The sequence below is a fragment of the Microbacterium sp. genome, assembly GCF_047607465.1.
Lineage (GTDB): Bacteria > Actinomycetota > Actinomycetes > Actinomycetales > Microbacteriaceae > Microbacterium.
Window position 1 is genome coordinate 23,018 of record NZ_JASGCY010000089.1, and the last position, 6,999, is coordinate 30,016.

At 71.5% G+C, this 6,999-nt stretch carries 8 protein-coding genes and 1 pseudogene; 5 read left to right on the plus strand and 4 right to left on the minus strand.

Annotated features, from left to right (window positions below; genetic code table 11):
* Positions 1-36: 36 nt before the first annotated feature.
* Positions 37-1,110, plus strand: a complete 1,074-nt coding sequence (locus tag QM568_RS12905) for a TIGR00730 family Rossman fold protein (protein WP_415139478.1) — start codon at positions 37-39, stop codon at positions 1,108-1,110.
* Here the strand turns inward: QM568_RS12905 and QM568_RS12910 are convergent.
* The 4 genes and pseudogenes from QM568_RS12910 to QM568_RS12925 all read right to left on the minus strand — a co-directional run bounded on the left by QM568_RS12910 (position 1,103) and on the right by QM568_RS12925 (position 4,032).
* Positions 1,103-1,606: a glycosyltransferase gene (locus QM568_RS12910; protein WP_415139480.1), complete on the minus strand. Its 504-nt coding sequence runs from the start codon at positions 1,604-1,606 to the stop codon at positions 1,103-1,105. The two genes, QM568_RS12905 and QM568_RS12910, sit on opposite strands and share 8 nt — an antisense overlap.
* A gap of 280 nt (positions 1,607-1,886) precedes the next feature.
* Positions 1,887-2,135, minus strand: a pseudogene (locus QM568_RS12915) (response regulator transcription factor); the annotation flags it as partial.
* Positions 2,123-2,779 carry a sensor histidine kinase gene (locus tag QM568_RS12920; RefSeq protein ID WP_415139482.1) on the minus strand — a complete coding sequence of 219 codons (657 nt, stop codon included), beginning with the start codon at positions 2,777-2,779 and terminating at the stop codon, positions 2,123-2,125. The gene QM568_RS12920 and the pseudogene QM568_RS12915, both read right to left, overlap by 13 nt.
* On the minus strand, positions 2,779-4,032 hold the full coding sequence (locus QM568_RS12925; RefSeq protein WP_415139484.1) for a hypothetical protein: 1,254 nt from the start codon (positions 4,030-4,032) through the stop codon (positions 2,779-2,781). Before QM568_RS12925 ends, QM568_RS12920 begins: the two co-directional genes overlap by 1 nt.
* A 146-nt stretch (positions 4,033-4,178) precedes the next feature.
* On the opposite strand from QM568_RS12925, the gene QM568_RS12930 reads away from it, so the two are divergent.
* From QM568_RS12930 to QM568_RS12945, 4 genes are all read left to right on the plus strand, one after another.
* Positions 4,179-4,907, plus strand: a complete 729-nt coding sequence (locus QM568_RS12930) for a hypothetical protein (RefSeq protein WP_415139486.1) — start codon at positions 4,179-4,181, stop codon at positions 4,905-4,907.
* 113 nt (positions 4,908-5,020) lie between these two features.
* Positions 5,021-6,004 (plus strand): transcription termination factor NusA, encoded by a 984-nt coding sequence (nusA, locus tag QM568_RS12935; RefSeq protein ID WP_415139488.1) that lies wholly within the window; start codon positions 5,021-5,023, stop codon positions 6,002-6,004.
* 50 nt (positions 6,005-6,054) lie between these two features.
* Positions 6,055-6,309 carry a YlxR family protein gene (locus tag QM568_RS12940; protein WP_415139490.1) on the plus strand — a complete coding sequence of 85 codons (255 nt, stop codon included), beginning with the start codon at positions 6,055-6,057 and terminating at the stop codon, positions 6,307-6,309.
* Positions 6,310-6,404: 95 nt separating this feature from the next.
* Positions 6,405-6,999: translation initiation factor IF-2 N-terminal domain-containing protein (locus QM568_RS12945; RefSeq protein ID WP_415139492.1), on the plus strand; the 595-nt coding region annotated here is incomplete at its 3' end.

Here is a 6,999-nt window from a genome sequence, read left to right on the forward strand (position 1 = left end):
GTGGCGCTCGACCGAGGAGCATGCCACGCTGGTGGCATGACCGAGGAACCGCTGCCTGCAGCTCTCAGCGCCGAGATCAACCGAGTCCTGGATGACGCCGGAGTGCACACAGATCGACGACTTGTCTGGCGGATGCTGCGCACTGCGGTGAAGCTGGGAGAGGACGGCACGAGTCGTCTTGACTTGAAGATCGCCTCGGCGGCGCTGGCCGAGATGCGCGATGCGTTCCGCCTGTTCGCTCCCTACCAGGGGATCCCCAAGGTGACGGTGTTCGGCTCTGCACGCACACGCCAGGACGATCCGCTCTACCCCCACGCCCGCGATGTGGCCGCAGCCCTTGCAGCCGCAGGCTGGATGGTCGTCACAGGGGCGGGTCCCGGCATCATGCAGGCCGCCGCCGAGGGCGCGGGATCCAGGATGTCGCTCGGCGTATCGATCCGGCTGCCGTTCGAGGAGAAGGCGAACCAGATCGTCTCCGAGAATGCGCACGTCGTGGCGATGAAGTACTTCTTCACCCGCAAGCTCATGCTCATGAAGGAGTCGCGCGGGTTCATCTGCCTGCCAGGCGGGTTCGGCACGATGGACGAGATGTTCGAGCTGCTCACCCTGCAGCAGACCGGCAAGGCCGAGCCGATGCCGATCGTGCTCCTAGATGCTCCCGGCGGCACCTTCTGGTCGGGGCTCAAGACATTCGTCGACGAGCACCTCATCCCCGCCGGCGTCGTTTCTCCCGACGACCTCGACCGCGTGCTGATCACCGACTCGGTCGAGGCGGCGGTCGCCGACATCACCGGGTTCTGGCGCAATTACGACTCGCTGCGCTGGGTGGGTGACCAGCTCGTGCTGCGCCTCGTGCACGAGCCGACGGATGCCGAGATCGCCGATCTCAACGACCGCTTCGGCGACCTCTGCGCGCAGGGCGCCATCGAGCGGACCGAGGCGCTCCCTGTGGAGCGCGCAGACGGGGATGCCGTGCATCTGCCACGACTGACCCTGCACCTCGAGCAGCGCGCCGTGGGGCGCCTGTACACGCTGATCCGGGCGATCGACGCCCTGCCTCCTGCCGGCTCTGACGTCGATCAGGCCGCGACGACCACCCGCCTCAGCTGACCGCCCGCCGGATCATCGTCTCGATCCGGTCGGCCGCGACGGCCGCGCCGTCCTGCCCGCGCAGGCGGATGCCGGTGCGCCGGGCGTTCTCGGCGATCACCGGATCGCCCAGGATCGTCCGCACCGTGTTGCGGATGCGCTCCGGCGGAGCGGAGTGGTGCAGCGTCGCGCCCAGGCCGAGGCCGGCGATCGTGCGGCCGATCAGGTGCTGATCCGACCCAGGCGACAGCGGGAGCACCAGCAGCGGCACGCCGTGCGCCAGCGCCGTCAGCGTGGTCGAGTGCCCGCCGTGCTCGATGACGAGGGCGGCCAGCGGCAGGATGCCGGCGTGCGGGGTGCGGCCGCGCACCTCGGCGTTCGGCGGTACGGGTCCTGCGTACGGGGTGCCGGGATTGCTGCGCGTGACGACCACGCGCACCGGCAACTCGGCGAGCGCGTCGAGGATCCGCCCGCAGACCTCGTCCTGCCGGCTCTGCCAGACACTGCTCAGGCTCACCAGCACCAGCGGGAGAGCATCGCCGCGCCCCGATCGAGCCGTTCGACCACCCCTCGGCCATTAGCGCGAGCACCTCCCGCTCGCGCGGTGTGAGGCGGTCCAGCGGCGAGGACGCCCGCACCGCACCGAGCAGACGGGCCACAACGTTCGGATCGAGCGCTGTTCCTCCCGCCGCCACCCGCTTCAGCGCGTCGAGGAACTCCTCGACGTCCAGCACGCGGTCCTTCAGCAGGTAGCCGATCGCTCCGTCCGCCACCAGGTCGACGGTGCGGCGGGTCTCGATGTGCTGCGAGAGCAGCAGCACCGGCGTCGGCGTCTCCGCCCGGATCTCCAGGGCCGCGGCGATGCCCTCGTCGTCGTCCGGCATCCGGATGTCCAGCACCACGACGTCGGGACGTTGCGCGCGCACCTGCGCCACCACGGTCGCCGTCGTCGACGCCCGTCCGACCACCTCGTGGCCGGCCGAGCCGAGCAGCGCCGCCAGCCCCTCACGGAACAGTGCGGAGTCCTCGCCGATCACGATGCGCACGGCAGCACCGCCTCGACGCGCGTCCCCTGACCCGGTGCGGACTCGACCGCGAGTCGTCCGCCCTGCGCCGCGACTCGGTCGGCGAGCCCGGTCAGCCCGCCGGTCGCATCGATCCGCGCTCCGCCGCGGCCGTCGTCGGCCACCCGGATGCTCAACAGCCCGTCATCGGCCACCACCCGCACGCTGACGCGATCGGCCGCGGAATGGCGCAGTGCGTTGGCGACCGCCTCGCTCACGACGAAATAGGCGGTCATCGCCACGTCGTCTGGCACGCCGTCCGCGCGCACGTCCAACTCGATCGCCGGGTCTTCGGAGCGGCTCAACTGCCCGAGCGCCGCCGAGAGGCCGTCGTCGAGCGCGCTGGGCCGTACGCCGTGCGCGATCCGGCGCAACTCCGCCACCGCGGTCGACAGCTCGGCCACGGCGGCGTCCAGCGCCGTCGCCGTCGATGGGTCGTGCTCGGCCGTGCGCTGCAGCACGCGCAGCCGCATCCCTACGGCCACCAGGCGCTGCTGGGCGCCGTCGTGGAGGTCCCGCTCCAGGCGGCGCTGCGCCTCGTATCCGGCCTGCAGCATGCGCGTCCGCGACGCCTCCACCTCGGCGTTGGCGCGGGCCAGCTGGGCGCGCGAGCGCACGGCATCCATCAGCGCGCGGCCGTCCGTGCGATGTCGCTGCCGACACGCGTGACGCGTGCGGGGGAGGGGACGATCGCGCCGATCTCCTCGCCGCGCACGTGCACGAGGGCCACCGTGTCGGTCATCGTCACGGCCTCGCCGGCGAGGCTGCGGATGCTGGAGGCGCCAGGCATCCGGTACCCGAGCACCAGGCCGGGGTCGCGCAGGGCGTCGCGCAGCGTGTGCTCGACGTCCTCCGGGGCGGCGCCGTCCTGATCGACCCGCCCCGACAGCGCGCGCAGCGCTGCCACGGCGCGCGCCCGCTCCGGGTACAGCATCCGCTCGAGCACCCGCCGCAGCGGCGGGTAGCCCGCGACGACCGTCACCGTCACCGCCGTCGTCGTGGCGACGGCGGCGGTCGGCGACCAGTCGACCACCGCCACGCCGACGGCGATGGTCGCGACCGACAGCACGATCAGGACGAGGAACGCCAGCGCGGAGGCGGTCACCGTCGCGACAGCAGCGCGGTCGAGGTCGAACCAGCGGGGTCGGACGAGGGCGATGGTCGTCCCGGACGGGATGGCGATCATCATCGTGACCAGGCCGATGGCAACGAGGTCAGGGCCGCCGAGCACCAGGTAGCGCGCCCAGCACAGCAGCAGCGTGAGCGGGAGGGAGAGGCCGGCCAGCATCACCCAGCGCAGCCGGAGACGCTCTTCGTCCGAGCCCCTCCGATAGCGCACCACCGGAGCCGCCGCGCACACCACGAGCAGCAGCAGGAAGAGCGGGATCATGGCCAGCGCCATCACCTCCAGCGCGGCCGAGGGCGGCATCCGCGCCGGCGTCGCGCAGAGCACGAAGAAGACCACGCACACCGCGGTGAGCAGCCAGCCCGCAGCGGCCCATCGCCTGCTCGCGGCGCGACCCGTTGGCACGGTCAGCAGCAGGATGGCCAGCGGCAGGTAGAGGAGCATCCAGGCACCGTCCGTCGCCGGGATGCTCTCGGGCGGGGTCGAGTTCGCGATGATCAGGACGAACGCCTCCGCCGCGAGCAGAACGGCGGCCGGATGCCCGGGGACCCGGCGGGCGATGATGGCCGCGAGGAGCAGCACCACGGCGCCGACCAGCCAGGTCAGCGCCAGCACGACCGGATCGGGGACGAGCATGCCCGCGGCGGCCAGCAGCGCCTCGCCGGCGATCGCGGCCGCACCCAGGGCCGCAGTCGTGACCGAGGTCCACGGCACGCGGGGTCGGACGCCGTCAGCGGATGCAATCGCCTCCATGACAGCACCATAGGACCGTGGCGGCCCTGGCGGTATCCGTGTCAGCACGCACCGGCCTCGGGCGCCCGCTCCGATGGCGGCGGTCGTGCAGGGCGGGAGTGTCGAAGCAGCGCCGGGCATCCGGCATCCGACAGGAGGAGATCATCATGAACGTCACCGGATCCACGCACAGGACGCACGTCGCATCCGCCGCTGCGCCCACCACGCGCTTCCGCCGGGTCACGGGCGCTGTCGCGCTGCCGACGGCCTTCCTCGCCCAGCTCGTCTGCAACAGCATCTACGCCTGGACCTCGACCTCTTCGGGGCTCAGCGACACCGGGAGCACCGCCGACGCCTATGCCTTCTACGCCCTGTTCCCGGCGGAGATGATGGTGGCGACGATGTTCGCACTGGTCGGCGTGCTCCTGGCGATCCCCGGCCTGCTGGCAGCGCTGCACGTGCTGCGCCCGGCCAGGCCGAGGCTCGCCCTGTGGGCCGTGGTGCTGATGATCGCCGGATACATCTGCTACTTCGGCGTCGTCTTCACCAACTTCGACACGCTCGCCCTCGCCACCGCGCACATCGATGCAGCGGATGCCCTCGACGCCTCGACCACGCGGGCTCTGGCCGTGCCGTTCTTCCTGCTGTTCGTCGCGGGCAACCTCCTCGGCACCCTCCTGCTCGGCCTCGCCGTGATCCTGGGCGGCGGGCGGATCGGCGTGCCGCGGTGGGCGGGCGCGCTGATCATGGGCTGGACGGTCGGGCACCTGATCAACATCTTCGGCGGAGGGGAGTGGTTCGCCGTGGCCGGCGGCGCGCTGGAGGTCACCGGGCTGATCGTGCTCGCACGGGCCGCGCTGCGGCTGTCCGACGTGGAGTGGGCGCGGCGCGGCTGAGGGGGCCGAGGGGCGGGAGCGGACAGGGGCGCTCCCGCCCGCACGTTTCCGGTATCCTGGACGGATGCCCGCGGGACCATTGCGCGAGGTGAGAGCTGAATAGGGAGGCCGTCATGGACATCGAAATGAGTCTGCTGCGTGGGATCGAGAAGGAGAAGGCGATCCCCTTCGACGAACTCGTGTCGATCATCGAACAGGCCATCCTGACGGCCTACCACAAGCACGTCGCCGGAGACGGACCCGCCCCCGAGGGCGTGCGGGTCGACCTCGATCGCCGGACGGGGCACGTCGCGGTGCTCCAGGCCGTCACGGACGACGAGGGCGCCGTCGTCGGCGAGGAGGATGCCACCCCCGACGACTTCGGCCGCATCGCCGCCTTCGCCGCGAAGCAGGTCATCAGCCAGCGTCTGCGCGACATCGCCGACGACGCCGTGCTCGGGGAGTTCCGGGGCAAGGAGGGCGACATCGTCGCCGGCGTGATCCAGCAGGGCCCGAACCCCCGCATGATCCACGTCGACCTCGGCTCCGTCGAGGCGATCCTTCCCCCCGAGGAGCAGGTCCCCGGCGAGGAGTACGTCCACGGCTCCCGCGTGCGCGTCTACGTCACCAGCGTCGCCAAGGGGTCGAAGGGTCCGCAGATCACGGTGTCGCGCACGCACCCGGGCCTCGTCCGCAAGCTGTTCGCGCTCGAGGTGCCCGAGATCGCCGGCGGTCTCGTCGAGATCGTGTCGCTCGCGCGTGAGGCCGGCCACCGCACCAAGATCGCGGTCAAGGCGAACGACCCCGCCATCAACGCCAAGGGCGCCTGCATCGGCGAGCTCGGCCGCCGCGTCCGCGCGGTGACCGAGGAACTGGCGGGGGAGAAGATCGACATCATCGACTACAACCCCGAGCTCGCGGCGTTCGTCGCGAACGCGCTGTCGCCCGCGAAGGTGACGAGCTCGTTCATCCTCGACGCCGGCACCAAGGCGGTGCGCGCGCTGGTCCCCGACTACCAGCTCTCGCTCGCGATCGGCAAGGAGGGGCAGAACGCCCGCCTCGCCGCCAAGCTCACCGGCGCGAAGATCGACATCCAGCCGGATAGCATCCTCGACTGACCGCGGACTCGCCCTGCCGGCGGCAGGGCGAGGTGAAACCCAGGTGTAAGATGGAACCCGTACGGACGTGCGTCGGCTGTCGCACGCGTGCTCCCCGCGCCTCCCTGCTCAGGGTGGTGTCCCAAGACGGCATCCTCATCATCGATGAGCGCGCCGTCCTGCCGGGGCGTGGCGCGTGGCTGCATCCGACGCAGACATGCATGGATGCCGCGCTGCGGCGTCGTGCGTTCGCACGAGCGCTTCGCGTGGACACAGCAGTGGACACGCGGGCGATCGAAGATCATCCATTCGGAAACAAAGGCTGAACGGCTATGGAAACAAAGTGAACGGCTCGAAATGAGACCCGTCCGCGACTGATGGTCTGTCCTGTCTGGGCAGACCGACCCCAGACAGGAGAATTGTGGCTGGTAAACCACGCGTACACGAGATCGCCGCTGAACTCGGCGTCGACAGCAAGGTCGCGCTTGCGAAGCTGAAGGAGCTCGGCGAGTTCGTCAAGAGCCCTTCCTCGACCATCGAGCCGCCGGTCGCGCGCAAGCTGCGCGCGGCGATCGAGGCCGACCCCTCGCTGAAGCCGGCCTCCGGCGCCGCTGCGGCGAAGCCCGCGGCTCCCAAGTCCGCTGCTCCCACCCCCGGACCGAAGCCCGGTCCTCGTCCGTCGGCGCCCGCCCCCGAGGCTCCTGCCGCCGAGGCTCCCGTCGCCCCCGCGGCTCCGGCTCAGGAGCAGGCCCCGAAGCCGTCTCCGGCTGCGCCAAGGCCCTCCGGCGACGCAGTCCCCAAGCCGGGTGCTCCGCGTCCGGGCAACAACCCGTTCTCCTCCTCGCAGGGGATGGGCCAGCGTCCCGCGGGTCCGCGTCCAGGCAACAACCCCTTCGCCTCGACGCAGGGGATGGGCCAGCGCCCGACCCCCGGCAACATCCCGCGCCCGCAGGCGCCGCGTCCCGGCGCTCCGCGTCCGGGTGCGCCGCGTCCCGGCGCCCCCCGTCCCGGCGCTC

Bases quoted from the DNA above. Each gene is read 5' to 3' on its own strand.
- QM568_RS12925 (WP_415139484.1), bottom strand. From the start codon at position 4,032: ATGGAGGCGATTGCATCCGCTGACGGCGTCCGACCCCGCGTGCCGTGG.
- QM568_RS12905 (WP_415139478.1), top strand. From the start codon at position 37: ATGACCGAGGAACCGCTGCCTGCAGCTCTCAGCGCCGAGATCAACCGA.
- QM568_RS12930 (WP_415139486.1), top strand. From the start codon at position 4,179: ATGAACGTCACCGGATCCACGCACAGGACGCACGTCGCATCCGCCGCT.
- QM568_RS12920 (WP_415139482.1), bottom strand. From the start codon at position 2,779: ATGGATGCCGTGCGCTCGCGCGCCCAGCTGGCCCGCGCCAACGCCGAG.
- nusA (WP_415139488.1), top strand. From the start codon at position 5,021: ATGGACATCGAAATGAGTCTGCTGCGTGGGATCGAGAAGGAGAAGGCG.
- QM568_RS12940 (WP_415139490.1), top strand. From the start codon at position 6,055: ATGGAACCCGTACGGACGTGCGTCGGCTGTCGCACGCGTGCTCCCCGC.